Here is a 25,778-nt window from a genome sequence, read left to right on the forward strand (position 1 = left end):
GGATCGGGCGGCGCGGCGAGGCCGGTCGGGGGAGCCTCTGCGCGACGCGTGTGGCGTTCCTGGGACGAGGGCGGGGCGATGCCATGTCCAGGCGCCGGAACGCCGGTCGCGGGGCGATGTTCCCGGGGCGGCGCGGTTGCCCCGGGATCGGGCGGGAGCGGGGGGCGCGGCGGGAGGCCGCGCCCGGACGGGGCTCAGGCCCTGCGGCGGCGCAGCGCGGCGAGGCCGGCGAGGCCGAGGGCGAGGAGCGGCGCGGAGGCCGGGAGGGGCACGGCCGAGGGCGCGGCGGCGAGGCCGTAGGTGCCGGTGGTGATGACCCCCGCGGTGATGAGGAGGTCGCCCGTCTCGGGGTCCCGGTCGTAGGTGGCGCAGGGGCCCGAGCAGGTCCAGGTGCCGTCGGCGGCGAAGTCCATCTGGCCGAGGATCTCGGGGTAGCCGGTGACGTAGGCGCCGTCGGCGATGATCGCGGGCGCCATCAACAGGCTTCCGGTGAAGCGCTCCACGCCGTCCACGAGGCCGACGGAGGTCAGCCATCCGGCCGCGAGGACGCCGAAGTCGGCGGTGGCGTGGTCCACGCTGTCGGGCGTGTCGAAGAAGGCGATGTGGGTGATCTGTTCGTAGAGCGGCGTGGCGAGGGTGTAGAGCCCGCCGAAGGCCGAGGCGAAGCCGTGGGCGGCGAGCGGCGCGAGGGTCGCGTCGGCGGGCACGATCGCGGACAGGTCGATGGTGGCGGCCTGGGCGGCGGGGGCGAGGCCCGCCGTGGCGGCGAAGGCGAGGGCGGCGAGGAGGGGCTTGGGCATCGGGGACGGATTCTCTCGTGACGCGCCGGAGGTGGCGCGGGGGCGGGCGTCGGGCCGGAGCGTGGCGGAATTGAGGCGGGTGGCCGGTCGGCGCGGCAACAATCTGTTGCCGGCGCGGCGCGGCGGGGGCAGGTCGGGCGCGCGGGCGGTGCCGGGCCGGGAAGATCGCGGGCGGGGGTGGCGCGCGTGTGGGCGAGGGTTCCGCCGGGGGCGGGATCGCGCTAGAAGCCGGGGCTGACAGGGGGATCGCGCGACGCTCGCGCGCGCCGACAGCAGGAGGGGCCGCCATGCCGGACACGCGACAGAACAGCTTGAGGGCCGGGCCGGACGGGACGGGGCGGTTCGGGGAGTTCGGGGGGCGCTTCGTCTCGGAGACGCTGATGCCGCTGATCCTGGCGCTGGAGGACGAGTACGAGCGGGCCAAGGACGATCCGACCTTCTGGGCCGAGATGGACGACCTGTGGGAGCATTACGTGGGGCGGCCGTCGCCGCTGTATCACGCCTCGCGGCTGACGGAGCATCTGGGGGGGGCGAAGGTCTATCTCAAGCGCGACGAGCTGAACCACACGGGCGCGCACAAGATCAACAACGTGCTGGGGCAGATCATCCTGGCGCGGCGCATGGGCAAGACGCGGATCATCGCCGAGACCGGGGCGGGGCAGCACGGGGTCGCCACGGCCACGGTCTGCGCCAAGTTCGGGCTGCAATGCGTGGTCTACATGGGCGCGCACGACGTGGAGCGGCAGGCGCCCAACGTGTTCCGCATGAGGCTGCTCGGGGCGACGGTGGTGCCGGTCACGAGCGGCCGGGGCACGCTCAAGGACGCGATGAACGACGCGCTGCGGGACTGGGTGACGAACGTGCGGGACACGTTCTACTGCATCGGCACGGTGGCGGGGCCGCATCCCTATCCGGCGATGGTGCGCGACTTCCAGTCGATCATCGGCAAGGAGGTCCGCTGGCAGATGGAGAAGGCCGAGGGGCGGCTGCCCGACACGATCGTCGCGGCGATCGGCGGCGGGTCGAACGCCATGGGGCTGTTCCATCCGTTCCTTGACGATCCGAGCGTGCGGATCATCGGGGTGGAGGCCGGGGGCAAGGGCGTCGATGACCGGATGGAGCATTGCGCCAGCCTGACGGGCGGGCGGCCGGGGGTGCTGCACGGGAACAAGACGTATCTGCTCCAGGACGACGACGGGCAGATCCTGGAGGGGTATTCGATCTCGGCGGGGCTCGACTATCCGGGGATCGGGCCGGAGCATTCGTGGCTGCACGACATCGGGCGGGCCGAGTACGTGAGCATCACCGACAAGGAGGCGCTGGAGGCGTTCCAGCTCTGCTGCGCGCTGGAGGGGATCATCCCGGCGCTGGAGCCGTCCCACGCGCTGGCGCACGTCATGAAGATCGCGCCGGCGCTGCCGCGCGAGCATCTGATCGTGATGAACATGTGCGGGCGGGGGGACAAGGACATCTTCACCGTGGCCAAGCACCTGGGCGTCGAGGTCAAGGCCTGACGCCACCCCGCTCGGCCGGGCGGCCCCGCCCCCGAGTCCCTGCCCCCGAGTCCCCGCCCCCGAGTCCCCGCCCCCGCGTCCCCACCCTGGGGCGCGGGGGTTTTCGTGTCCGGTCGCGGGCCTAGGTGCGGGGAAGGGGGTTGGACGGCGGCGGGCCCCGGGCGAGGATGCGGGCGAGGTGTGCGGGAGGAGGGCGCGATGCGGCGGCTGGCTTGGGCGGTGGCGGGACTGGTGGCGCTGGGGCCGGGGGCGGCCGGGGCGCAGTCCTCGCCCGCCGAGCAGGTGGTCGAGCAGCTCCGGGCGCAGGGCTACGAGGAGTTCCTGGTGACGCGGACGCTGCTGGGCCGCATCCAGGTGATCGCCGAGGGCGGGCCGGGGCGGCGCGAGATCGTGTTCAACCCGCGCACGGGGGAGATCCTGCGCGACTACGCGGAAGGCGCGGCGGAGGAGGGCGAGCGGGCGCCCCGGCTGTTCGAGCGGTGGAGCGCGCCGGCGGCGGAGCCGGCTCCGGCGGCGTCGCAGGGGGTGGCCCCGGCGGCGGGGGATCTGGCGGCGGGGGATCTGGCGGCGGGGGGTCCGGCGGCGGGGGTGCCGGAGCGGGCGGGCGAGGAGGAGCGGGCGGCGGAGCGGGGCTCGGGGGATGCGGGGGGCAGGGATTCGGGGGGCGTTGACTCGGGGGACGCGGATTCGGGGAGCGGGGACGGCATGGCCGGGAGCGCCTCCGGTGGCCGGGAGGATGGGGACGGCTCGGGCGGGGACGGCTTGGGCCGGGACGGGGGCGGCGCGGGGGAGCCGGGCGCGGCCCCGGCGAGCGGCTCGGACGCCGCCGGCGGGAATGGCGGCGGGTCGGATGAGGGCTCGGACGGCGGGAGCGGCGGCGGCGACGGGAGCAGCGGCTCCGAGGGTGGCGGGAGCGGCGGCGGCGGCGGGTCGGACGGCGGCGATGGGGACGGTGGCGGGTCGGACGGCGGGGGGTCGGACGGCGGAGGGAGCGACGGCGGGGACGACGGGTCGGGCGGTGGCGGGTCCGAGGACGGCGGGTCCGAGGATGGCGGGGACGGAGACGGCGGCGGCTCGGACGGCGGGAGCGATGGCGGCGGGAGCGACGGCGGATCGGACGACGGCGGCTCCGGCGGCGACGATGGGGGCGAGAGCGGGAACGGGAAGGGGGCAGGCGGCGGCAATGACCGGCGGGACGGCGGGAGCGACGACGGTGGACGCGGGAACGGCGGGGGAAGCGGGACGGGCGGCGGGTCCGATGAGGGTTCGGACAACGGCGGGAACGGGAGCGGCGGGAACGGGAGCGGCGGGAACGGGAGCGGCGGGAACGGGAGCGGCGGGGACGGCGGGGGGAACGGGAACGGCGGCAAGGACGGCGGCGGGAACGGCGGGAACGGGAACGGCGGGGGCGACGGCGGCGGGGGGAACGGCGGCGGGGGGAACGGCGGCGGGCAGGACGACTGAACGGGGGGGCCGGACGGGGAGGGCGGCTTGGAGCGGACCGGAATCATCGTCGCCGTCCTGGCGGTCCAGGCCGCCTCGGGGCTGGTGTTCATCGCCAACATCGCCTTCTCGGTGCTGGGGATCGCGCCGGTCGCCTGGGTCGTCCACGAGCTGACCGAGATCGGCGCGGCGCTGGGCCTCGTGCTCGGGACCGTGCTGGGGGGCCTCGCGCTGCGCCGGTCCCGCGCCCGCGCGCTGGTCGCCGAGGCGCGGCTGCGGGCGGCCTCGGGGGCGTTCATGGAGCTGCTGGACGAGCGCTTCGCCGCCTGGGGCCTGACGCCGGCCGAGCGGGACGTGGCGCTGTTCGCCATCAAGGGCCTGAGCACGCCGGAGATCGCCCGGCTGCGGCAGGTGAGCGAGGGGACGGTCAAGGCGCAGACGGCGGCGATCTACCGCAAGGCGGGGGTCGCGGGGCGGCCGCAGCTCCTGTCGCTGTTCATCGAGGACCTGATGGAGGGGCCGCTGGAAGGGCGCGAGCGGGGGTCGGGGCGGGCCGCGTCGTGAGGGCGCGCGGAGCGAGGGGCCAGGCACCTTCGGCGACGATTCCTGGCCCTGGCGGATGGGGGCGTCAGTCCGCCGCGTGACGCCGGAGCGTTTCAAGCGGGACGATCTCCAGCGCGCGGCGGTGGGTCGCGGCGAGGCGGACGCGGGGGGCGCAGCCTTCCTCGTGGGCTTGGAGGAAGCGGGCGGCGCAGAGGCACCAGGAGTCGCCGGGCTTCAGGCCGGGGAAGCGGAACTCGGGGCGCGGGGTGGAGAGGTCGTTGCCCAGGTATTTCGACAACGCGAGGAACTCGGCGGTCATCACGGCGCAGACGGTGTGGGAGCCGTGGTCGGCGGCGCAGGTGTCGCAGGCGCCGTTGCGGAAGAAGCCGGTGAGGGGGTCGGCGGAGCAGGGGGCGAGCGGCTGGCCCAGGACGCTGAGGGACGGGTCGGGGCGGGACGGATCGGGGCGGGACGGATCGGGGGTCATGGCGGCCTCGCGGTTGCGACGGGGGATGTGGGGCGGGCGGAGGGCGTGGGAAGGGGGCGCGCACCATCCGGCGCGTCGGGGATCGGGGATGGACGGCGACAGGTCGCGCGGGGGGCCGAGGGCGCGAAGGGCGTATTTGGGCCAAGTTGAAGGGCCGGCGCGGGAGGCGAGAGGCGGATGGCTCTCCGACGGCCGCGCCGGACGGGAGACGGACGGGAGACGGACGTGAGACGGACGGGCGACGGGCCGGACGCGGGCGGGTGGTCGGCCGGGGTCCGCCCCTCGCCTCCCGGCCGGCGCCGCGTGGGGCCCCCGCGATGGCCATGGGCGGACCCCATCCGATGAGGTCACCGGAAGCGGTCGGCGAGCCGTTGCAGCGGGGTGCGGGGGTCGGCTGCGGGCTGGCGCGTCTCGGGTTCGGGCGCCCTGGGCGCGGCGTCGGGCGCGGGCCTGGACGGGCGGGGGGGCGAGAGGCGCAGGGCGACCTTGTTCTGGAAGGTGGCCCAGTCGAGCGCGGGGAGGGCGGGGGCGCCGTCCTCGACGCCGCGGAGCATGTCCTCGACCCAGCCCTCGCGGTCGGCCTTGGCGAAGTCGTGGAGCACGTAGCCGGGCACCGCGTCCTTGTGGCCGGGGTGGCCGACGCCCATGCGGACGCGGTGGTAGGCGTCGCCCACGTGGGCGTGCAGCGAGCGCAGGCCGTTGTGGCCGGCGTGGCCGCCCCCCGTCTTGACCTTGAGCTTGGCCGGGGCGAGGTCGATCTCGTCGTGGAACACGATCAGGTCGGCGGGGGCGAGCTTGAGGAAGCGCATCGCCTCGCCCACCGCCTGGCCCGAGAGGTTCATGAAGGTCTGCGGCTTGAGGAGGAGGACCTTCTCGCCGCCCAGGGTGCCGTCGGCGGTCAGGGCCTGGAAGCGCGCGCGCCAAGGGCCGAAGCCGTGGGCGGCGGCGATGCGGTCCACGGCCATGAAGCCGATGTTGTGGCGGTGGCGGGCGTATTGCGCGCCGGGGTTGCCGAGGCCGACGAGGAGTTTCATGGGGGGCGTTGTAGCGCGGGGCGGCCTCGAAGGAAACGGGCGGAGGTCGCGGGCGACGTGACGCGGGCGGCGGGGCGTGGCACGAGACGGGGCGGAGGTGCGTCGTGGGGCGAATCGAGCTGTATGGAATCCTGGCGGTCGCCATCGTGGCCGAGGTGGTGGCGACGAGCGCGCTCGCCCGGTCGGCGGGGCTGACGCGGTGGGGGCCGTCGCTGGTGGCCTTCGCGGGCTATGGGGTGGCGTTCTGGCTGCTGTCGCTGGCCTTGCAGGTGATCCCGACGGGGATCGTCTACGCGATCTGGTCGGGCCTGGGGATCGTGCTGATCGCCGGCGTGGCCTGGATCGGCCAGGGCCAGCGGCTGGACGCGCCGGCGGTGCTGGGGCTGGCGCTGATCGTGGCGGGGGTGCTGGTGGTCAACCTGTTCTCGGGGACGGTGGGGCACTAGGGCGGGCGGGGCCTGGGGCGGTGATCCTGCCCCCGGAACGGAGACGGGACCCCGAAGGGTCCCGTCGGTCGATCCGCAGGGCGGCCGGGCCGTCAGGAGGCGGCGGCGTCGTCCTCGTTGTCCGAGGAGCGCAGGCCCGAGGGGGCCGAGATGTTGGCCACGACGAAGTTCCGGTCGATCACCGGCCGGGCGCCGGCGGGGAGCGGGATGTCGTTGATGTGGATGACGTCGCCGATGTTGCGGCCCGTCAGGTCCACCTCTATGTGGTCGGGGATGTCGCCGGCGGTGACCTCCAGCTCGACCTGCGGGCGGACGACGACCAGCGTGCCGCCGCGCTTGAGGCCGGGCGCCGCGCCGTGGTTGGTGAACTCCACGTCGATCAGCAGGTTGATCCGCGTCGTGGGCGAGATGCGGAGGAAGTCCACGTGCGTCGGCAGGTCCTTGACGACGTGGCGCTGCACGCCCCGGCAGACGACGCGCTGGTCGGGCTGCCCCTCGACCTTGAGGTTGAACATCGTGCTGAGGAAGTGGCCGGCCTTGAGCCGCTTCATCAGGGCGTTGAATTCCAGGTTGATCGGGAGGGGCTGCTCGCCCCCGCCGTAGACGATGCCAGGCACGTCGCCGTCGCGGCGAGCGGCGCGGGCGGCCCCCTTGCCCGTCCCCGCGCGGACCTGGGCCACGAGATCGATGACCTCACCAGCCATGGTGTTCTCCAATATGAAAAGGGGCCGCCCTCCAAGGGTGAACGGCCCGGTTGAGGGCGGTCCCTTAGCGCAGGCGGGGGGAAAAGGGAAGGGGCGCGCCCTTGGCTTTCTTTGACTTCAAGTATCCTGGGGGAGGCCCCGAAGGGGACGGGGGCGAAGCCCCCTCGCGACGGCGGCCGGCGAGGCTTGCCGACGCCGGCGGGGCGGACCATCCTGCCCGGCGCGGGGACGGCCCCGCCATGAGCGCCAGTCCGGGACGGCCCGGCCGTTTGGAGGGGGAGGGCCGGCATGGCCTGGATCGCGTTGGTCGTCGCGGGACTGCTGGAGGTCGTCTGGGCCACGGCGATGAAGCAGTCGGAGGGCTTCACCCGGCTGGGGCCGAGCGTGGTGACGCTGGCGGGGATGCTCCTGAGCTTCGGGCTGCTGTCCTGGTCGATGCGGGTGCTGCCCCTGGGGACGGCCTACACCGTCTGGACGGGGATCGGCGCGGTCGGGGCCTTCGCGGTGGGCGTGCTGGCGCTGGGCGAGGCGGCGAGCCCGCTGCGGCTGGCGGCGGCGGGGCTGATCGTGGCGGGGATCGTGCTGATGAAGGTGGCGTCGGAGTGAGGCGGCCGGGGATGGCGGCGTGGAACGTCGCGCGACGGCGCGAAAACTCCAGCGCCTGGAGTAACAATCGGTGATCCGCGCGGCGTTGCGGGCGGCACGGGAGATTGCGAGAAGCGGCCCATGCGCCGTCCCCGGTGCGCGTTTTCCGAAACCCCGACCCCAGGTGATCCCATGTCCGTCCTGACCGCCGTGCGCCTGTCGGCGCGGCCCAGCGCCGCCTTTGCGTCGCTGGGGCTCTTCTGGGGGACCTGGGCGGGCTACGTGCCGGTCGTGAAGGGGGGCCTGGGCGTGGACGACGGCACCTTCGGGCTGCTGCTGCTGGGCTCGGCCTGCGGGCTGGTCTCGGCCATGTGGATCGCGCCGCGCACGGACAAGGCCTTGGGCGCGCGGGCGATGCAGGTGCTGGCGTCGTGCTTCGCCCTGGCTTGGCTGCTGCCGACCCTGGCAGGCGGGGCCGTGCCGTTCTTCGGGGCGCTGGTCGTGGTCGGGCTCTGCTCGGGGCTCCTGGACGTGACCATGAACGCGCGGGTGTCGGAGCGGGAGGCCGTCACGGGGCGGAGCCTCATGAACGCGGCGCACGGGATGTTCTCGGTGGGCTACACGCTGGGGGCGCTCTGGGCGGCGGTGGCGCGGACGGCGGGGCTGGCGCCGGTCGCGGCGCTGGCGGGCGTGGCGGCGCTGGTGCTGGTGGCCATGGTGCCGTGGATGCGGCAGGAGCCGCACGTGGTCCCCCATCCGGCAGCGGGGCGGGGGCGCTATCCGTGGGTCGCGATCCTGCTGTGCGGCGGCGTGGTGCTGGCGGCCTTCATGACCGAGGCCGCGACCGAGGCCTGGTCGGCGCTCCACATCGAGCGGACGCTGGGCGGGCAGGCGGCCGAGGGGGCGCTGGGCCCGGCGATGCTGGGGCTGACCATGACGGTCGGGCGCTTCGGCGGGCAGGTGGTGGCCGAGCGGCTGCGCGAGGTGGCGGTGGTCGTGGGCGCGAGCGCGCTGGCGGCGCTGGGCGCGCTGGTGGCGGCCTGGGCGCCGGGGCCGGGGGTGGCCTATCTGGGCTTCGGGATGTTCGGGCTGGGGGTGTCGGTGATCGGGCCGATGGGCCTTGCCTTGGTGGGCAAGATGGTGCCCGCGCATTTCCGCACCGAGGCGATCAGCCGGGCGGCGGTGATGGGCTTCTCGGGCTTCTTCTTCGCCCCCGTGATCATGGGGCTGGTGAGCCAGGGCTTCGGGCTGCGCTGGGCCTTCACCTGCATGGCGGTGCTGGTGGCGGGGGCGATCCCGCTGGCGCTGCTGCTGGCGCGTCGGCCGGCCGCGTTGCAGCCGGCCTGAGGCGTCAGGCGGATCGCCGGAGCCAGAGCGCGGCGTAGGGCGGCACCAGCAGGGTGTCGTTGTCCCAGCGGAGCGGCTGGCCGAGCGCGTCCTCGTGCGGGCCGTCGAGGCGGAGCGCCCATGCGGCGATGCGCTGCTCGGATTCCGTGACGTTGAGGACGCAGGTCACGGGCTCGGCCTCGTCGGCGCGCAGGTAGGCGAAGAGCGCCGGGTGGCCGGTGTCGAGGATGCGGGTCGGGACGTGGCCGGCGAGCGCGGGGAGCCGCTTGCGGGCGGCGAGGATGGCGCGGGTGCCGGCGTGGATGCGGGCGGCGGGGCCGGTGGGATGGCGCGCGAGGTCCCAGGGCATCCGGGGGCGCTGCATCCAGCGGCCGTCGTCGCGGAGGTCGGGGTCGGCCTCGTAGGAATGGTCGTTCAGCAGGCCGAGTTCATCGCCCATGTAAAGGAGCGGGATGCCGCCGAAGCTGGCGATCAGCGCGTGGCCGAGAAGGATGCGGGCGATGGCGAGGTCCGTCTCGGCCGGGTCCTTCGCGCGTTCCAGCCCGGCGAGCGAGGCGAGGCTGCCGTTGGTGCGGCGGTCGCCGGTCGCCTCGTTCGTCTGGAAGTCGGCGCCGCGGGCGAAGCTGCCGGGGAAGGTGCCGTTGTAGAAGTCGGCGAGGAAGCGGCGGTGGGCGTGGGCCTGGAGATGGGGGACATGGGCCGCGTCCTCGTCGGTGATGGCCCAGCCGATGTCGTCGTGGCAGCGGATGTAGGTCGCGAAGGACGCGCGGGTGAAGCGTTCGGGGAAGTGGGTCTTGAGGACGTGGGTCATCAGGCGCGTGTCGCGCGAGGCCAGCGACGACCAGAACTGCACCATCAGGTTGTTGTGGTAGGCCAGTTGCGCGACCTTCCCCTCGTGGCCGCCCTGGCCGAGATAGGGGACCAGCTCGCGGGGGCCGACGATGGCCTCGGCCTTGTGGATCACGGCGGGGGCGGCGGCGCGGGTGGCCTGCACGAGCGCCTGGAGGATGTCGTGGACCTCGGGGAGGTTCTGGCAGGTGGTCCCCATCCGCTTCCACATGAAGGCCACGGCGTCGAGGCGGAACACCTCCACCCCCTTGTTGGCGAGGTGGAGGATGGTGTCGAGGATCGCCAGGAACACCTCGGGGTTGGCCCAGTTCAGGTCCCACTGGTAGGCGTTGAAGGTGGTCCAGACCCACGCCCCCAGGTCGGGGTCGAAGGTGAAGGAGCCCGGCGCCTGGTCGGGGAAGATGTCGATCAGTGATTCCCCGTAGGCGCGCGGCAGCGTGTCGTCGTCGAAGATCAGGTAGAATTGCCGGTAAAAAGGGTCGCCGGCGCGGGCGCGCGTCGCCCAGTCGTGCTCCCTCGCGGTGTGGTTCAGCACGAGGTCGAGGCAGAGCGACAGCCCCTCGGCGCGGAGCGCGGCGGCGGCGGCTTCGAGGTCGTCCATGGTGCCCACGCGGGGGTCGATCCGGCGGTAGTCCATCACCGCGTAGCCGCCGTCGGATTGGCCGGGGCGGGGCAGGAGGCAGGGCATCAGGTGCAGGTAGGTCACGCCGAGGTCGCGCAGGTAGGGGATCGCCTCGGGCAGCGCCGAGAGCCGGCCGGTGAAGCGGTCGGCGTAGGCCACGTAGGCCACCATCTCCTGGGAGAGGAACCAGTCGGGGTCCACGTCGCGCGCGAGATCAAGGGCGCGGAGGCCGGCGGGCCGGGCGGCGGAGGCGGCCTCGGCGAGGGCGCGCACGCGGTCGAGGAGGGCGGGGATGTCGTGGGCGTCGCCATACAGGCGGGCGAGCGGGCCGCGCAGGTCGCGCAGGGCCCGGCGCCAGCGGAGCGGGAAGAACGGATCGGGCTCGGCCATGGCGCATCCCCCTGCGGACCTTGCCCGCCGGGTTAGGGCAGGCGCGGGGCCGGGGCAAGCGCGGCGACGGAACGGGAGGGGAACACGGGCGGCCTTAACCTCCTGTTTGCAGGTCGGGTGGTAGGATGGGGACGTGAAACCTGTGGTGCGTGATGAAATATCTTTTCCGTTTGGCGCGTCGCCCGTCGGAGGTGGCGGGGCTCCTCCTCGTCCTGGCGCTGTTCTGGCTGGCTCACCGGGCCGACCTGCTGGAGCGGTTCTTCGCCTTCTCCCGCGCCCACGAGGACTGGGAGCTGGACGAGATCTTCTCGCTGGTGGCGGTGGCGGCGCTGGTCGCGCCCCTGCTGCTGTGGCGCTGGAACCGCAGCCTCGCCCGCGCCCACGGCGAGACCGCCGCCGCCCAGGCCGAGGCGCAGCGCGTCGCGCTCCATGACCCGCTGACCGGGCTGCCCAATCGGCGGGGGTTGCACCACCGGCTGCGGGACGCCGCGCGGACCGGGCGGGCGCTGACGCTGCTGCTCCTCGACCTCGACCGCTTCAAGCCGGTCAACGACCTGCGCGGCCACGACGCGGGGGACGAGCTGCTCTGCGCCGTGGCGGGGCGGCTGCGCCGGATCGTGCCGGAGGACGCGCTGGTGGCGCGGCTGGGCGGCGACGAGTTCGTCGTCGCGGCGGGGGGGGCCTGCGGACCGGGCCGGGGCGCCGCCCTGGCCGAGCACGTCCTGCGCGGCCTGTCCGAGCCCTTCGACTTCGACGGCTGGTCGGCCAGCATCTCCTGCTCCATCGGCATCGCCGACGGGGAGGAGGGGGTGCCCCCGCCCGAGCTGCTGCGCCGCGCCGACCAGGCGATGTATCGCGCCAAGCAGGCGGGGCGCGACGGCTGGGCGCGCTACGACGCGGCCCTGGGCGAGGCGCTGCGCGTACGGGCGGCGCTGGAGCACGACCTGCGCCGCGCGCTGGCCGAGGACCGGATCACGCCGTTCTTCCAGCCGATCTACGACCTGCCGGGGCGGCGGCTGCGCGGCTTCGAGGTGCTGTCGCGCTGGAACGACCCCGAGCGGGGCTACGTGCCGCCCGACCTGTTCATCCCCCTGGCCGAGGAGCTGGGGCTCATCGAGCGGCTGAGCGAGCAGGTGCTCGACCGCGCCTGCGCGGCTCTGACGGGCTGGCCCACGGATCTGCCGATCTCGTTCAACCTGTCGCCGCGCCAGTTCGCCGACGCCTCGCTGCCGCGCCGCGTCCTGGGCATCCTCGATCGCCACGGCCTGCCGGGGTCGCGGCTGGAGATCGAGATCACCGAGCGGGCGGTGCTGGCCGACCTGGAGGTGGCGCGACGGATCATCGCCCAGCTGGCGGCGGTGGGGGTGCGGATCTCGCTCGACGACTTCGGGACGGGGACGTCGAGCCTCGCGATCCTGACGCAGTTGCCCATCGACCGGATCAAGATCGACCGGAGCTTCATCGCCGAGGTGGACCTGCTGCCCGAGCGGGGGAAGATCGTGTCGGGGGTGCTGGCGCTGGCGCGGTCGCTGGGGCTGGACGTGACCGCCGAGGGCATCGAGCGCGACGAGGAGCTGGCCTTCCTGGCGGAGCGGCGCTGCGCGCTGGGCCAGGGGTTCCTCCTGGGCCGCCCCCAGCCGGCCGAGGGCGTGGCGGCGATGCTGGAGGCCGAGGCGGGGCGGGCCGCCGAGGCGCTGCGGGCGGCGGTGTAGGGCGGGGCGGGCGGTGGCAGCGGGGCAGGTTCGTCGTCCCGGCGGGGTCCGGGATGGGTGGGCTGGTCCGGTCCGGGGCGCACGCAGGGGAGGCGAGCCCGGATCGGGGCGGAGGGGCCGCGTCCGGCGCGAGGTCTCCGCGGCGGGACCGGGACCTCGGGCCGGATGGCTCCGCACCGGGATCGAGCCCGGGAGGTCAGGCCGCGTGGGCGCCCTCGGCGAGGGAGCGGACGAAGGCCAGCACCTCGGCGGGGCTGCGGCCCTGCGCGATCTCGGCCACGATGGCCGAGCCCACCACCGCGCCGTCGGCCACGGCGGCGATCTCGCGCGCGGCCTCGGGGGTGCGGATGCCGAAGCCCACGATCACGGGAAGGGAGGTCTGCGCCTTGATGCGCGCGACCTCGGGGCCCACGTCGGCGGCCTGCGCGGCGGCGGCGCCGGTGATGCCGGTGATCGAGACGTAGTACACGAAGCCCGAGGTGTTCCGCAGCACCCGGGGCAGGCGGCGGTCGTCGGTCGTGGGGGTGGCGAGGCGGATGAAGTTCAGGCCCGCGGCCTGGGCGGGCAGGCAGAGCTCCTCGTCCTCCTCGGGGGGGAGGTCCACGACGATGAGGCCGTCGATGCCGGCCTCGCGCGCCTGTTCGAGGAAGAGCGGCACCCCGCGCGAATGGATGGGGTTGTAGTAGCCCATCAGCACGATGGGGGTCTGGTCCCCGGTCGCGCGCAGGTCGCGGGCGATCTGGAGCGTCCGGTCGAGGGTCTGCCCCCCGGCAAGGGCCCGCTGCCCGGCGAGCTGGATCGTCGGGCCGTCGGCCATGGGGTCGGTGAAGGGGAGGCCGAGCTCGATGATGTCCACGCCGGCGGCAGGAAGGCCCAGCACGATCTCGCGCGAGGTCTCGTGGTCGGGATCGCCCGCCATGACGTAGGCCACGAAGGCCTTGCGCCCCTGGGCGCGCAGCCGCGCGAAGGTGTCGTCGATCCGTGTCATCTGCCTGGGCCCCCGTTTGGAACGGGGATGCGTCAGGACGCGGCGAAAGGCAAGGTCCCGGACGGCCGGCGGGGCGCCGGCCGAGGGGGCCCCGGGACGGGAGGACCGTCTTGCCGAAGCGGCGGCGGCGCTCCGGGCCGGGAGCGCGCGGACGGGGCGCGTCCGGAAGGCCGGGTGGGCATGGGCGATCCAGGATGGGGACGGCCGGACGCCGGCCACGCGCTCCGGTCCGACGCACGGGCCGCGCCCGGGCCGATGGCGGCCGGGACGCTGGCTCGCGTCGGCCGGGCGTCGCGCGACCTGCGCGCCATCTCGACGATCCGGCACGCCCGAACCCCGCCGCCCGGGGCCGAGCCGCTGGGGCCAGCGGACCCCGCCCGGGCCTGCCCCGATGCCTCCGCGTCGGGAACCTCCGGGCCAGCGCTCCTTCGGCGATCCGAGCGGAACGATCGAGGCTGGCGCGGACTCCGCTGCCGACGTGGGCGGACAGGCTCACCAGCGATGGCGCTGGGACGGACCCTGGCCAGTGGACCTGAGCGCCGGCTGGAGCCGTTCCTGCCGCCGTCGCATCCGGCGCGTCGGCGCCCGATTCATGAGGAGGGTCAGCGACGTGCGCCTGGAACCATGACCGCCCTTGCGTCCTTGCCGCCCCGCAGCCTGACCCAAGCCGGGCGGGAAAGGGCGAATCCTTGGCCCGCCGCCTTGGCCCAGCGTGACCGACGTCCGGCAGGCCATCCTCGTCGCCCTCGCCGCAGCCCTGCCCATGCGCTGCCCGTCCCGTGGCGAGCCATCCCAGCCGAAGCGCCCGCCGTGATCCGCCAGGAGGGCGACAGGCCGGATCGACACTCCTCCGGGCCATGGCGGCTGGCTGGGCGCAGCCTTCGGGATGGAGGGGCCGCCGGTCATGGAAGGTGGCGAAACGGCGGCCGTGCGTCGTCCGGTCGAAGCGGCGCTGGCGGGGGGGGGGCGTGGGGATGGGGATGGCGCCCGCCGTCGCCCGGGCCGGCTGGTGGCGTGGCGGGCCGAAGCCCGCCCTGCGGAAGCGATGGGAGCGGGAGGGACATGCGGGCAGGGCGGCGCGGACTCCCGGGAGGGTGCCGCTGGCCTGGGACGCTGCGGGGAGGGGACGCGTTGATCGGCGGGTCCGTCACTGCACGCCCCGCTGCGCCGCGCGCGGGTGCGGAAGGAGGCGGAGCCCGATCTCCACGAGGTCGCCCGTGTAGACGCCGCTGCCCCGCGCGCGGGTGCGGAAGGAGGCAGCAGGTGGACGATACGCCTCGCCCCCGGCCTCCGCTGCCCCGCGCGCGGGGCGGCAGCCCCGCCGACGCCTGCCTCTGCGACGCCTGCGAGGCTGCCGCCCCGCGCACGGGTGCGGAAGGAGGCCTCCGATCCAATGCCGTCAAGGCCGAGGTGCTCCCCGCACCCACGCGCGGGGAGAGGACGCCCGCAGTCCATTGAGGGTGCGGGCGTTGGCATGGCGCTTCCCGCACCTTCGGGCGGGGAGAGGAGGTTGGCCGGCAGACGAGTGCGGCCAGTATCTCGTCGCTGGCCTGGGCGCGCGTGCGGGAGGGGAAGGGCCAATATGTCCGGGCGCCACGGACCGGGCGGCCTGGAGTCCGTGGATCTCGGAACGGGGCCGCGGGAGCCGGGCGGTTGGCGGTCCCGCCCGGCTCGACGGCCCGATGTTCGCCGGGCGGCGCGCGGTTCGGTAGCGGCGGGCCCCGCCCGGCGGTCGTCCCTTGCCGCAAGGGGGCCGCCGCGCCGCGAGCCGGCGCGGCGGCCCTTGGGGTCACCCTTGACGTCAGGCCACGGCCTCGGGGAGCGCGGCGGGCTGGGCGGCGGGCTGGGGGGCGGTGTCGATCATCCAGCGGGTGCCCCAGCCATCGGTGAAGGCCCCGAAGCCGGGGGACCAGAAGGTGGGGGCGTAAGGCATCTCGACCGCGCCGCCGCCGGACAGGGCGTCGAAGAGGCGCCGCCCCTCGGTCGTGTCGGGGGCGGTGAGGCAGATGGAGCTGCCGGCCATGGGCCGCGCCTGCGACCAGTCGGAGGCGTAGAGCAGGCCGTCGCCGATCCGCACGCAGCCGTGCAGGACATGGTGCGGTTCGCCGCCCATGGATGCGCCGGGCGGGGCGTCGGCCTCGCGCATCAGCTCGGGCTCGGGGGAGCCGAAGGCGCGGGCGTAGGCGCGGAGCGCCTCCTCGCAGGTGCCGGGGAAGAAGAGGTAGGGGATCGGGGTCATGGTCGGTCCTCCGAGGGTGGGATCGGGCGTCGGGGCGAAAGGCCGGAAAGGTCCCGCCTCGGGCCAAGCGGGAGCGGAGCCCGGCGGTGGTCCCGGGCGAAGGTCGGCCCGTGCGCGCCGTTCCCCGTGCGCGCCGTTCGTGGGGCGCGGGCGAGTCGGCGGCGTGGGATCCGAGTATCATGTTCCCGTTACGTTCCAAAGTGCCGACTTGCCCTCACGTCATTTTTCCGCCGATGCGGGGTGAATCGGGCACGGGCGGTCCCTAGATCAGGGAGCATGAACTACGTGCTCGCCCTCCTCCTCCCGCCCTTGTCGATCCTCCTCGCGGGTCGGCCGATCCTCGCCGTCGTGGTGTTCCTGTTCTGGCTTCCCGCCATCATCTTCTCCGGCGGGCTGGGGCATCCGATCTTCGTCCTGCTCGCCTGGATCATCATCTGGCAGAAGCAGGCGGATCGGCGCGCCGGGCTCTAAGGTGGGTCGGAGCCGGCCGATCCGGGGTCGGGCGCCGAGGGTGGACGACTGTCCGAAGTGGTCGCCGTCGCGGACGGTCGGCCCGGGACGCGCTTGGGTCCCGGGGCCAGCCTTGGCCGGGAGCCTCGGGTCTCCGGAGGTCGAGGCGGCGAACGTCGTGGGCACCCGCCAGGGGAGTTCATGGCCGACCTCATCGGCTCGGCCGTCATCGGGTCTCATGGGCTGCCGGGTGGGGGCGCGGCCACCCCCGTCGATCAGGCGCCGCCGCGCGGGGCGGGCAGGCTGTCCAGCATCCAGCCCGTGCGCCAGCGGTCGGTGAGCCGCGCGAAGCCGGGCGACCAGGCGGAGGGCTGGAACGGGGTCTCGATGGCCCCGCCCTCGGCCAGGGCATCGAAGACGCGCCGCCCCTCGGCCGGGCCGCAGAGCGTCACGGCGAGGGTCGCGCCCGGCGGCGGCGCGTCCCGCGCGGGGTCGGTGATCGTGCGCCAGCCCCTGGGCGTCCGCAGGGCGGCGTAGACGACGGCCCCACTCGGCCGGAAGATCGCCGCGTAGGCGCGGCGGGCGTCGGAGCGACGGTCGGGGCGGGGGTCCTCAAGCAGGAGGCGGGGAATGGTCATGACCGATTCCTTTCCATGAGGCGCCCAAGTATACGTCGTTCCTGTTTTGTTCTCAAGCCTTGCTTGCGGTCGGGCGCGGGCCGCCCTAGAAGCGCGGCGTTTTGGCCACGGAGGGCGACATGGGCTTTCGCATGGGGATCGTGGGGCTGCCCAACGTGGGCAAGTCCACCCTGTTCAACGCGCTGACGCGCACCGCCGCCGCGCAGGCCGCGAACTTTCCGTTCTGCACCATCGAGCCCAACGTGGGCGAGGTGGCGGTGCCCGACGCGCGGCTGGACAAGCTGGCGGGGCTGGCCAAGAGCCGCCAGATCATCCCCACGCGGATGACCTTCGTGGACATCGCGGGCCTCGTGAAGGGCGCGAGCCAGGGGCAGGGCCTGGGGAACCAGTTCCTCGCCAACATCCGCGAGACCGACGCCATCGCCCATGTACTGCGCTGCTTCGAGGATGGGGACATCACCCATGTCGAGGGGCGCGTCGATCCGGTGGCCGACGCCCAGACCATCGAGACGGAGCTGATGCTGGCCGACCTGGAATCGGTCGAGCGGCGGCTCCAGAACCTCGCGCGCAAGGTCAAGGGCGGCGACAAGGAGGCGCTGGAGCAGGAAGGGCTGCTCAAGCGCGCGCAGGCGGCGCTGTCCGAGGGGCGGCCGGCGCGGACCGTGGAGGTCGCGGAGGACGAGCGGCGGGCGTGGCGGCTGCTGCAACTGCTGACCGCCAAGCCGGTGCTCTATGTGTGCAACGTGGCCGAGGAAGATGCGGCCACGGGCAACGCCCTGTCGGCGCGGGTCGCCGCGATGGCGGCCGCCGAGGGCAACTCGCACGTGGTGATCTCGGCCCGGATCGAGGAGGAAATCGCGCAACTGCCGCCCGAGGAGCAGGCGGAGTTCCTGGAGACGATGGGGCTGGAGGAGGCGGGGCTCGACCGGCTGATCCGGGCGGGCTACGAGCTGCTGCATCTCCAGACCTACTTCACGGTCGGCCCCAAGGAGGCGCGGGCCTGGACGATCCCGGCGGGGACGCTGGCGCCGCAGGCGGCCGGGGTGATCCACGGCGACTTCGAGAAGGGGTTCATCCGGGCGGAGACGGTCGCCTACGACGACTACGTGGCGAATGGCGGCGAGTCCGGGGCGCGGGACGCGGGCAAGCTGCGGCTGGAAGGGAAGGGATATGTGGTGCGGGACGGGGACGTGATGCACTTCCTGTTCAACACGTAAGGGCAGGGGGCTCTGCTCCCTCGGCCCGTGCCGGGCCTCACCCCCGGGATGTTTGGTGCTGAAGAAGGGCGTCAGGCCTTTGTCGACCCGAGTCGGGCAGGACGGGGTCACGGGACAGGCGGGGACGCCGATGACCGTGCTGAAGGAGGCCACCCCTGGCGCCCCAGGCGACCGGGGGGGGGGGTCGCTTCCGGCTCTTCTTCCAACGTCGGACGTCCGAGGAGTTCCGGGCGCCCGGAGAACCATCCGGGGGCTGGTTTCCAGCGAGGAAGGCTGCGAGCAGGAGGCGCGACGGGGCGGAGCTTCCGTGACGCAGCCCGTCACCCCTCCTTCTCCGTCGTGAAGGCCAGGGGATAGCCCGCGCGCGCGCCCATGTCGGTGGCCTGCCGCGCCTTGGTCTCGGCGACCTCCTGCGTGTAGACCGCGACGACGCAGGCCCCCTTGCGATGGGCGGTGAGCATGACGCCCAGGGCCTCGCCCTCGGTCATGCGGAACACCGCCTTGAGCACCTTCACCACGAAATCGCGGGGCGTGAAGTCGTCGTTGAGAAGGATGACCTTGAAGAGCCGCGGACGCCCGGTCCGCGTCTCGGGCTTGGGGAGGAGGACGGTCTCGGGCATGGGCGCGTCGCGCGGCTGAAGCGGGGTCGGGCGGAAAGGTAGCGCGCTCCGGCCCGATCGGAACTCGCTCCTGGCCCTTCTTTGGCTTCAAATATCCTGGGGGGAGTCGCGCAGCGACGGGGGGCGACGCCCCCCTGCGGCGCCTCCCGCTCAGGCCGCCATCAGCCGCTCCAGGTGCTCGCGCGCGGCGAGGAGGTCCTGGCGGAACCGTTCCGTCTCCATCTCGCGGGCCACCGGGTCGGGGAGGCGGAGGAGGAAGCTCGGGTGCACGGTCAGGAACACCGGCAGGCCCTCCGGGCCTTCCTCGATGGTGCCCCGCCGCTTGAGGATGCCCTCGCGCGAGCCGGTCAGCGATTCGGCGGCGGTGGCGCCGAGGGCGACGACCAGGCGGGGGCGCACCAGCTCGATCTCCTGGCGGAGCCACCAGCGGCAGGCGGCGATCTCGCCGCTGGCGGGGCTGGCGTGGATGCGGCGGCGGCCCTTGAGCGCGAACTTGAAGTGCTTGACGGCGTTGGTCAGGAACAGCTCGCGCCGGTCGAGCCCCGCCTGGGCGAGGATGTCGTCGAGGAGCTGGCCGGCGGGGCCGACAAAGGGGCGGCCCTGGAGGTCCTCCTGGTCGCCCGGCTGTTCGCCCACCAGCATGAGCGCGGCGTTCGGCGGCCCCTCGCCGGGGACGACCTGGGTCGCGTCCGCGTGGAGCGGGCAGCGCGCGCAGGCGGCCTCCTCGGCGTGGAGGGCGGCGAGGCTCCCGGTCTCGGGCAGCAACGCGGGAGCCTTGGGGCGGGCGGCGATGGCCTTGGCGTAGAAGGGCGCGCGGGTCGGCGCGGCCTCGGCCATGTCGCGGACGCGGGTCTCGGCGTTGGCCAGGAGGTCGGGGATGGCGGCGGTCTCGGGGAGGTTCTTCCAGTAGCGCTTGGGCATCTCGGCCAGCATCCGCGCTGTCTTGACGCGCGCCGGGTTGAAGATGTGGCGGAAGTAGGTGAGCCATAGATCCTCGGCCGCGTCCTCGGGCAGGTCGGGCTTCTCGGCTCCGTCCTCGAAGCGCACCGCCCCGTCCTCGCAGTGGAGGATCAGGTCGGGCGTCGCGATGGAGAAGTCCATGTCGGCGAAGCGGCGGGCGAAGAAGGGGGCGGCGGGCTCCAGCGTGAAATGCGCGGGCTCGAACCAGGCGGCGAAGCGGCGGCGGGGGGCGGTGCGGTCGCCGATCTCGCGGAAGCGGACGAAGGCCTTGAGCTTGTGCAGGTCGCGGTGGACCGCCCGCTCCATCTGGCGGAGCGCGAGGAGGTCGCGGTCGGCGGGGTCCCGCATGAGCGTGGGCTCGGTCCGCAGCCGCCAGAGCACGGCGTAGAGGCGGGCGAACCGCTCGGGGTGGGCGTGCCAGCAGACCTGGGCGGCGAGGTGGACGAAGCTTTCCGGGACGCGGATCGCGCCGGCCTTGGCGGCGGGGGGCGGCTCGTCCTCGGCCCAGAGGACGGACTCGGCGGGGCCGCGGCTCCAGGTGATCGCCTCGGGCGGGATGCGCGCGGAGAGGCAGGCGCGCGCGGCCTCGCGCCAGGCCTCGGCGGTGCCGACCTTGGGGAGCGTCACATGGGGCATCATGTTCATGTATTGTTCGCGCATCCGAGTCGCAACATGGCGAAAACGCCCCCGAGGGGGAAGGGGTCCCAGGTCGTGGCCGGAACGCCTCAGAACAGCGAAAGCTGCTCGGGCTCGGGAGCGAAGCGGGCGCGAAGGCCCTCGCTGTCGAGGAGCGCGCCGGGGCTCCAGTCGGGCAGGGTGATGAAGGGGCGGGCCTTGGTCAGCGACGCGCCCATGCGGAGGAGGTCGTCGTAGCGGAGCGTCCGGTGCGGGCGGGCGCGCAGGATGCGGTCCACCGTCTTGGTGCCGAAGCCCGGGACGCGGAGCAGCATCTCGCGGGGCGCGCGCTGGACCTCCACGGGGAACCGCTCGCGGTGCCGGAGCGCCCAGGCGAGCTTGGGGTCGATGGCGAGGTCGAGGTTGCCCTCGCCCGCGATCTCCTCGGGCGCGAAGTCGTAGAAGCGCATGAGCCAGTCGGCCTGGTAGAGCCGATGCTCGCGCAGGAGCGGCGGCTTCACCAGCGGGAGCTTGGCGCTCGAGTCCGGGATGGGCGAGAAGGCGGAGTAGTAGACGCGCTTGAGCCCGTAGGACCCGTAGAGGCGGGCCGACTGCTTGAGGATCGTCGCGTCGTCGGTCGGGTCCGCGCCCACGATCATCTGTGTGGACTGGCCGGCGGGGACGAATCGGGGCGCGGGCTTGCCGCTGTGGGTCCGGTCCTGCGCCGCCTCGCGACGGAGGCGGATGTCGGCCATGTGGCGGCGGATGGTGCCGGGGTCCTTCTCGGGGGCGAAGGTGGCGAGGCCCTGTTCCGTGGGCAGCTCGATGTTGACCGACAGGCGGTCGGCGTGGCGGCCGGCCTCGGCGATCAGGTCGGGGTCGGCGCCGGGGATAGTCTTGAGGTGGATGTAGCCGCGGAAGTCGTGCTCCTCGCGCAGCGTCCGCGCGATCCGCACCATGTCGCGCATGGTGTCGTCCGGGCTCCTGATGATGCCGGACGACAGAAACAGCCCCTCGATGTAGTTGCGGCGGTAGAATTCGAGCGTCAACTCCACCACCTCCTCGGGGGTGAAGCGGGCGCGCTGGACGTTCGACGACACCCGGTTGACGCAGTAGGCGCAGTCGAAGACGCAGAAGTTGGTCATCAGGATCTTGAGCAGCGACACGCAGCGGCCGTCCGGCGTGAAGCTGTGGCAGATTCCGTTGCCGTCGGTCGATCCCAGGCCCTTGCCATCGCGCGAGTCGCGCCGGGATGTTCCCGAGGAGGCGCAGGAGGCGTCGTAGCGGGCCGCGTCCGAGAGGATCGCGAGCTTGTCATGGAGGCTGAGCGTGGTCATGGCGTTCAGGTAATGTTCCGGCCCTCCCGGGGCAACCATGTGCGGCAAGTTGCCTAGGGCCGCGCGGCGGGGCTATGATGCGGCGCGCGGGCGGGCCTATGGTCCTTCCACGCTCCATCGGGCGTCCGCGCGCGACCGGCCTTCGCGCCGGAGCGGGCGGCTGGCCGGGCGAGGACGGAGGAGCGGAGGCGCGCATGATCGAAGGCGTGATCGCCCTGGAGAACGCGGTCCTGGAGGGCCGCGCGGAGCAGTCCTACTGGGACGCGCCCCAGAGCGACCAGATCGAGGGCTTCGCGACCGAGTTCAGCGTCGATGCCGGCGAGGCGGTCCGCTTCAAGGTCAACGTGAACGGCGCGGCGGCCGACGACCTGCCCTATCGGATGGAGATCTTTCGGCTGGGCCATTACGGCGGCGCGGGCGCGCGCGAGGTGGCCGAGATCCTGAACCCCGACGGCACGGTGCAGCCGCCGCCCCTTTGGGACGAGGCGCGGGCGCTGGTGGACGCGGGCAACTGGTCGGTGACCGACGAATGGGTGGTGCCCGCCGACGCGGTGTCGGGTGTCTATCTCGCGCGGCTCCAGCGGCTCGACGCGGAGGGGGCCCCCGTCGAGGGGGCGACCAACCAGATCCCGTTCGTCGTGCGCGAGGACGACCGGGCGGCGGACATCGTGCTCCAGACCTCGGACACGACGTGGCACGCCTACAACGCCTGGGCGGGGAACAACGGCGAGGCGGGGCCGAACTTCTACGGCGACCCCTCGGGCCGGGTGAACCACCCGCCGGTGGCCGATCCGGGCCTCGGGGCGCAGAACCGCGCCTATGCGCTGAGCTACAACCGGCCCTTCATCACGCGCGGCGGCGGCGGCGCGGCCTGGGGCGGGCAGAACTACCTGTTCGGCGCCGACTACGCCGCGATCTCGTGGCTGGAGGAGAACGGCTACGACGTGTCCTACATCTCGGGCGTGGACACCGACCGGCTCGGGGCGGACTACCTGCTGAAATACGACGCCTTCATCTCGGTCGGCCACGACGAATACTGGTCGGGCGACCAGAGGGCCAACGTGGAGGCGGCGCGGGACGCGGGCGTCCACCTGCTGTTCTGGTCGGGGAACGAGGTCTACTGGAAGACCCGCTGGGAGGCGTCGATCAGCGCCGACGGGACGGCGCACCGCACGCTGGTCTGCTACAAGGAAACCTGGGCCAACGCCGACCCCAACGCCGCGCCCGAGGACTATGCCAACCTCGATCCCTCAAGCATCTGGACGGGGACGTGGCGCGACACGCGCTTCCTGCGGGCGCGGGACGAGGCCGGCACCTACATCGCCGGCGGCACCGCGCCCGATCCGATCTCGGGCCTTTATCCCAACTGCCATTGCGCGGAGAACGCGCTCACCGGGCAGTTCTTCGTGGCCGACGGGACCGGCGAGTTCGGGGGCGCGCTGGACGTGCCCGCCTCGCACGGGGCGCTGCGGGTCTGGCGGAACACGGCGGCGGCGGACGGCGAATTCGACCTGGCGCCGGGGATCATCGGCTACGAATGGGACCTGGTCCCCGACGACGCCAACCGGCCGCCGGGCCTCGTGGAGTTGTCCGAGACGGTCCTGCCCTGGGGCCAGCTCGTCAACGACATGGGCAACCTCGCCGCACCGGGCCGGGCCACGCACAACCTCACGCTTTACCGGGCCGAGAGCGGGGCGCTCGTGTTCGGGGCGGGGACGGTGTTCTGGTCCTGGGGCCTGAGCGACGCGCATGACGGGTCGCCTTACGACGCCCGGGCCGAGAGCGCGGCGATCAAGCAGTTCACCGTCAACCTGCTGGCCGACATGGGCGTCCAGCCCGCCACGCCCGAGCCGGGGCTGGCCCGGGCCCGGCCCTCGACCGACCGGGCGGGCGCGCGGGCGACGCTGGACGGGCTGCCCACGCACGTCCCGGCGCAGTCGCCCGTCCTCCTGACCGGGACGGCGACGGACGACGACGGCGACCCGGCGACGACGGACGGCGTGGTGGCGCTGGTCGAGGTCTCGGTGGACGGCGGCCGGAGCTGGCACCCGGCGCAGGGCACGACGCGCTGGCGCTACGCCTGGCAGCCCGAGGCGGAGGGGCCGCACGAGATCCGGGCGCGGGCGATAGACGACAGCCTGAACGTCGCCGGGCTGGCCCTCGACGGCGGACGGGTGCAGGTGACGGCCCCGCTCCGGCCCGCGACCTTCAGCCTGTTCGAGGCGACCCGTCCGCCGCAGGCCGACACGGTGGTCTTCGACGACGGCCGGTCGGTGCAGCTCGGCATGAGGTTCCAGGTCGGCCTGCCGGGCGAGGCCACCGGCATCCGCTACTGGCGCACCGACGCGGACGCGGGCGACTCCGACATCCGCCTGGGGCACCTGTGGCGGGACGGCGACGGCGCTCTGCTGGGGACGGCGACCATCGCCTCGGGGTCGGGGCAGGTCGGCTGGCAGGAGGGGACCCTGCCCGAGCCGGTGCCGCTGGAGCCGGGGACGGGCTACATCGTGTCCTACCTGACGGCGAACGACTACCTGGCGACATCGGGGTTCTTCGCCGCCGCGAACGAGGCGGCTTTCGACGGGGTGGAGGACGGGGCCTTCTCGGACCCCTTCGGCGTGATCCGGGCGTTGCCGGACGCGGCTCCGGGCGGGAACGGGGTCTTCCGCTACGGCGGTGCGCTGGTCGCGCCCTCCGAGACCTTCGTGTCGTCGAACTACTGGGTGGACCTGAGCTTCCGCCCGACGGTCCCCGAGGCCCATGTCGATCTGCGGCAGTCCGAGGATCTCGCGTCCGGGCCGCCGTGACGGCGCCCGCCGCGCGGGCCCGGCCGCCGGCCCGATCCGTTCCGGGACCGTGGCGGATGAGCCGACGGGCGTGACCGGCACGGCGCCCCAGGCATCGCCCCCGCGCCATCGGCGAACGGCGGTGCCGTTCGGGTGTTCGGGCGGCGGTGAACCCCGGTGCCGAACGCGAAGGGATCCAATACGCTGCCGCAGTGCGTCTTCTTGAAAGGACGAGGAAAAAGATGGTGCTGCGAGAGAGGATTGAACGCCCCGGTTTTGGCTTCGGACCCCTTGTTTGTAAGGCTTTCGTCGCGCCTCTGGCAAGGCTGGTGTAGAACCCCGGTGGATAAGGGGTCACGGGAGGACTTCCCCGCCTGCCAGCCGTTCAAGCACCCGCTGGACTTGCGAGGCCGACCACGTTCCGCCCCGCGCGGTGGACACCCCAGCCCCGTTCAGCGCATCCGCAATGGCCCGCAAGGTCTCCCCTTGTGACCGCAGGGGCTGGACGATCCCGGCGACCCGTTCCGCGTTGGCCCTGGCCTGAGCCTGGACAGCGACGTTCCGGGCATCTGTCTTGTCCCGCAGCCCCCCGAGCTTCACGCCACGGGCTTTGGCCTGTCCAAGAGCGGCCCTGGTTCTAGCGCTGATGAACTCCCGTTCCTGCTCGGCAAGAGCGGCATAGATATGAAGTTGGAACTTGTCCGCGTGGGGCATGACTGCAACCCGTAGGCGCACCTTTGGGTCGTCCATGAGGGGGGCGATGAACGACACCTTGCGGGACAGCCTGTCGAGCTTGGCAACCAGCAGCGTTGCACCTGTCTGGCGGACCAGTGCCAGTGCCTTTCCTAGCTCGGGCCTCTCGTCCTCGGTCCCGCTCTGCACGTCCGTGAAGGTGCCCATCACTTCCCACGGAACATCGGCAAATCCTTCAAGGAACAGCTTCACGTCCCGCTCCTGCGCCTCAAGGCCCAACCCTGACCGGCCTTGCTCCTTCGTGCTGACCCGGAAGTAAGTTACATAACGCTGCATCGCTGAACCCCTGTGCCTGTGACAAGAGGTTTAGGGCAGGCTGTTGCAAACGTCAACGTTCGTTGTGAGTGTTACAAAGAGGGGTCAGACACGACGGGCGGGGGCGGCGCAGCGCCCATCCTCAAGGCCGGGGAGCGATGCGCCCGATCCAAGCAACATCCGCCTGCCTCATGCCGCCTCGCCCCTCGCCCATCAGGCCCCACCCCCACACGGGGGACTCACGCGGGAAGCCTTAGACATGATTGCCCTCTCACGGTGCTGCGGAGAACATCCGGGGGGTTCTCTCCTCGGTGTCCTTGCTCCGCACCGTCACGACAGCCTTGGCGATTGACCTGCTGCCCGTTTTCTGGACCGCGCCGAGCTGGACTTTTCCAGTTTAGGCTTGGGCCGAGGAGACGGAGAGAGACCATGAAGAGATCGAAG

22 protein-coding genes are annotated in these 25,778 nt (G+C 73.3%); 10 read left to right on the forward strand and 12 right to left on the reverse strand.

Annotated features, from left to right (window positions below):
* Positions 1–194: 194 nt before the first annotated feature.
* The gene (locus J2Z33_RS15735; protein WP_209842807.1) at positions 195–800 is read right to left on the reverse strand and encodes a VPLPA-CTERM sorting domain-containing protein; all 606 of its coding nucleotides are present in this window, start codon (positions 798–800) and stop codon (positions 195–197) included.
* 287 nt (positions 801–1,087) lie between these two features.
* Between J2Z33_RS15735 and trpB the strand changes: the two genes are divergently transcribed.
* From trpB to J2Z33_RS15750, 3 genes are all read left to right on the forward strand, one after another.
* Positions 1,088–2,314: a tryptophan synthase subunit beta gene (gene trpB, locus J2Z33_RS15740; RefSeq protein WP_209842809.1), complete on the forward strand. Its 1,227-nt coding sequence runs from the start codon at positions 1,088–1,090 to the stop codon at positions 2,312–2,314.
* 198 nt (positions 2,315–2,512) lie between these two features.
* The gene (locus J2Z33_RS15745) at positions 2,513–3,778 is read left to right on the forward strand and encodes a hypothetical protein (RefSeq protein ID WP_209842811.1); all 1,266 of its coding nucleotides are present in this window, start codon (positions 2,513–2,515) and stop codon (positions 3,776–3,778) included.
* Positions 3,779–3,805: 27 nt separating this feature from the next.
* The gene (locus J2Z33_RS15750; RefSeq protein ID WP_209842813.1) at positions 3,806–4,321 is read left to right on the forward strand and encodes a helix-turn-helix transcriptional regulator; all 516 of its coding nucleotides are present in this window, start codon (positions 3,806–3,808) and stop codon (positions 4,319–4,321) included.
* 64 nt (positions 4,322–4,385) lie between these two features.
* Here J2Z33_RS15750 and J2Z33_RS15755 read toward each other — a convergent pair whose 3' ends face one another.
* Together J2Z33_RS15755 and pth are read right to left on the reverse strand one after the other, a co-directional pair.
* The gene (locus J2Z33_RS15755) at positions 4,386–4,787 is read right to left on the reverse strand and encodes a DUF2237 family protein (protein WP_209842814.1); all 402 of its coding nucleotides are present in this window, start codon (positions 4,785–4,787) and stop codon (positions 4,386–4,388) included.
* Positions 4,788–5,134: 347 nt separating this feature from the next.
* The gene (pth, locus tag J2Z33_RS15760) at positions 5,135–5,821 is read right to left on the reverse strand and encodes an aminoacyl-tRNA hydrolase (RefSeq protein WP_209842816.1); all 687 of its coding nucleotides are present in this window, start codon (positions 5,819–5,821) and stop codon (positions 5,135–5,137) included.
* Positions 5,822–5,934: 113 nt separating this feature from the next.
* Here pth and J2Z33_RS15765 point away from each other — a divergent pair, with 113 nt between their 5' ends.
* Positions 5,935–6,267: an SMR family transporter gene (locus J2Z33_RS15765; RefSeq protein ID WP_209842856.1), complete on the forward strand. Its 333-nt coding sequence runs from the start codon at positions 5,935–5,937 to the stop codon at positions 6,265–6,267.
* Between the two features lie 92 nt (positions 6,268–6,359).
* Here J2Z33_RS15765 and J2Z33_RS15770 read toward each other — a convergent pair whose 3' ends face one another.
* Positions 6,360–6,971 (reverse strand): 50S ribosomal protein L25/general stress protein Ctc, encoded by a 612-nt coding sequence (locus J2Z33_RS15770; protein ID WP_209842818.1) that lies wholly within the window; start codon positions 6,969–6,971, stop codon positions 6,360–6,362.
* Between the two features lie 288 nt (positions 6,972–7,259).
* Here J2Z33_RS15770 and J2Z33_RS15775 point away from each other — a divergent pair, with 288 nt between their 5' ends.
* Together J2Z33_RS15775 and J2Z33_RS15780 are read left to right on the forward strand one after the other, a co-directional pair.
* Positions 7,260–7,577 (forward strand): DMT family transporter, encoded by a 318-nt coding sequence (locus tag J2Z33_RS15775; RefSeq protein WP_209842820.1) that lies wholly within the window; start codon positions 7,260–7,262, stop codon positions 7,575–7,577.
* A 171-nt stretch (positions 7,578–7,748) separates the two neighbouring features.
* Positions 7,749–8,903 carry an MFS transporter gene (locus tag J2Z33_RS15780; RefSeq protein WP_209842822.1) on the forward strand — a complete coding sequence of 385 codons (1,155 nt, stop codon included), beginning with the start codon at positions 7,749–7,751 and terminating at the stop codon, positions 8,901–8,903.
* A 4-nt stretch (positions 8,904–8,907) separates the two neighbouring features.
* Here the strand turns inward: J2Z33_RS15780 and J2Z33_RS15785 are convergent, their stop codons facing one another.
* Entirely contained in the window at positions 8,908–10,764 is a 1,857-nt protein-coding gene (locus J2Z33_RS15785; RefSeq protein WP_209842824.1) for an amylosucrase, read from the reverse strand.
* 152 nt (positions 10,765–10,916) lie between these two features.
* On the opposite strand from J2Z33_RS15785, the gene J2Z33_RS15790 reads away from it, so the two are divergent.
* The gene (locus tag J2Z33_RS15790; protein ID WP_209842826.1) at positions 10,917–12,476 is read left to right on the forward strand and encodes a putative bifunctional diguanylate cyclase/phosphodiesterase; all 1,560 of its coding nucleotides are present in this window, start codon (positions 10,917–10,919) and stop codon (positions 12,474–12,476) included.
* Positions 12,477–12,672: 196 nt separating this feature from the next.
* Here the strand turns inward: J2Z33_RS15790 and trpA are convergent, their stop codons facing one another.
* Together trpA and J2Z33_RS15800 are read right to left on the reverse strand one after the other, a co-directional pair.
* On the reverse strand, positions 12,673–13,464 hold the full coding sequence (trpA, locus tag J2Z33_RS15795; protein WP_209842828.1) for a tryptophan synthase subunit alpha: 792 nt from the start codon (positions 13,462–13,464) through the stop codon (positions 12,673–12,675).
* Between the two features lie 1,801 nt (positions 13,465–15,265).
* Positions 15,266–15,703: a VOC family protein gene (locus tag J2Z33_RS15800; protein ID WP_209842830.1), complete on the reverse strand. Its 438-nt coding sequence runs from the start codon at positions 15,701–15,703 to the stop codon at positions 15,266–15,268.
* A 276-nt stretch (positions 15,704–15,979) separates the two neighbouring features.
* Here J2Z33_RS15800 and J2Z33_RS15805 point away from each other — a divergent pair, with 276 nt between their 5' ends.
* Complete coding sequence (locus J2Z33_RS15805; RefSeq protein WP_209842832.1) at positions 15,980–16,174, forward strand: hypothetical protein; 195 nt, start codon at positions 15,980–15,982, stop codon at positions 16,172–16,174.
* Positions 16,175–16,428: 254 nt separating this feature from the next.
* Here J2Z33_RS15805 and J2Z33_RS15810 read toward each other — a convergent pair whose 3' ends face one another.
* On the reverse strand, positions 16,429–16,791 hold the full coding sequence (locus J2Z33_RS15810; protein ID WP_209842834.1) for a VOC family protein: 363 nt from the start codon (positions 16,789–16,791) through the stop codon (positions 16,429–16,431).
* A 119-nt stretch (positions 16,792–16,910) separates the two neighbouring features.
* Between J2Z33_RS15810 and ychF the strand changes: the two genes are divergently transcribed.
* Positions 16,911–18,008, forward strand: a complete 1,098-nt coding sequence (gene ychF / locus J2Z33_RS15815; protein ID WP_209842836.1) for a redox-regulated ATPase YchF — start codon at positions 16,911–16,913, stop codon at positions 18,006–18,008.
* A 320-nt stretch (positions 18,009–18,328) separates the two neighbouring features.
* On the opposite strand, the gene J2Z33_RS15820 is transcribed toward ychF, so the two are convergent.
* The 3 genes from J2Z33_RS15820 to J2Z33_RS15830 all read right to left on the reverse strand — a co-directional run bounded on the left by J2Z33_RS15820 (position 18,329) and on the right by J2Z33_RS15830 (position 21,540).
* On the reverse strand, positions 18,329–18,628 hold the full coding sequence (locus J2Z33_RS15820; RefSeq protein WP_209842838.1) for an ATP-dependent Clp protease adaptor ClpS: 300 nt from the start codon (positions 18,626–18,628) through the stop codon (positions 18,329–18,331).
* Between the two features lie 150 nt (positions 18,629–18,778).
* Positions 18,779–20,224: a UdgX family uracil-DNA binding protein gene (locus J2Z33_RS15825; RefSeq protein ID WP_209842858.1), complete on the reverse strand. Its 1,446-nt coding sequence runs from the start codon at positions 20,222–20,224 to the stop codon at positions 18,779–18,781.
* 89 nt (positions 20,225–20,313) lie between these two features.
* Entirely contained in the window at positions 20,314–21,540 is a 1,227-nt protein-coding gene (locus J2Z33_RS15830; protein ID WP_209842840.1) for a putative DNA modification/repair radical SAM protein, read from the reverse strand.
* 194 nt (positions 21,541–21,734) lie between these two features.
* Between J2Z33_RS15830 and J2Z33_RS15835 the strand changes: the two genes are divergently transcribed.
* Positions 21,735–24,347 (forward strand): DUF4082 domain-containing protein, encoded by a 2,613-nt coding sequence (locus J2Z33_RS15835; protein WP_209842842.1) that lies wholly within the window; start codon positions 21,735–21,737, stop codon positions 24,345–24,347.
* Between the two features lie 333 nt (positions 24,348–24,680).
* Here the strand turns inward: J2Z33_RS15835 and J2Z33_RS15840 are convergent, their stop codons facing one another.
* Positions 24,681–25,355 carry a recombinase family protein gene (locus tag J2Z33_RS15840; protein ID WP_209842844.1) on the reverse strand — a complete coding sequence of 225 codons (675 nt, stop codon included), beginning with the start codon at positions 25,353–25,355 and terminating at the stop codon, positions 24,681–24,683.
* Positions 25,356–25,778: the final 423 nt, after the last annotated feature.

It is taken from the genome of Rubellimicrobium aerolatum (genome assembly GCF_017872975.1).
Classification (GTDB): domain Bacteria; phylum Pseudomonadota; class Alphaproteobacteria; order Rhodobacterales; family Rhodobacteraceae; genus Rubellimicrobium; species Rubellimicrobium aerolatum.